The organism is Dellaglioa sp. CoH-57-MRSF-16, assembly GCF_056782055.1.
The window spans coordinates 1-379 of the sequence record NZ_JBXAXZ010000089.1 but is presented as its reverse complement, the minus strand read 5'-3'; the positions used below and the strand labels follow the sequence as shown (position 1 = coordinate 379).

The 379-nt window shown below is 53.6% G+C and carries 1 protein-coding gene and 1 tRNA gene; both read left to right on the top strand.

Annotated elements, in window-relative coordinates:
• Window positions 1-265 (top strand): thioredoxin family protein (locus tag AC1RPH_RS07985; protein ID WP_481762054.1); only part of this gene is annotated, 265 nt, incomplete at its 5' end.
• A gap of 7 nt (window positions 266-272) precedes the next feature.
• Window positions 273-349 (top strand) — tRNA-Pro (locus tag AC1RPH_RS07980).
• Window positions 350-379 lie beyond the last annotated feature (30 nt).

Here is a 379-nt window from a genome sequence, read left to right as displayed (position 1 = left end):
AGTCAAGTTCAATAAGCTGAACGTTGACGAGAACACGCGGGTGCCGGAAAAGTTCGGTGTCCGTGGTATCCCGCAGCTCACGCTGTTCAAGGACGGTGTTGAGATCGCGACTGCTACCGGTGCCAAGCGCCGCCCACAGCTGATTGAATTCCTTGAGAAGCATATCGCTCATGAAGCGGAGACGCCCGTCGAGGAAGAAGACGATTTCCTGTCAGGCATCAAGCCTCAGGATCAGGACGACGGCATTTGCGAGTCCTGTCAGTAAAGAATAACGGAGTGTAGCGCAGCCCGGTAGCGCATCTGATTTGGGATCAGAGGGTCGCAGGTTCGAATCCTGTCACTCCGACCATATTTAAATGCTGAGCGAAAATTAAGGAGC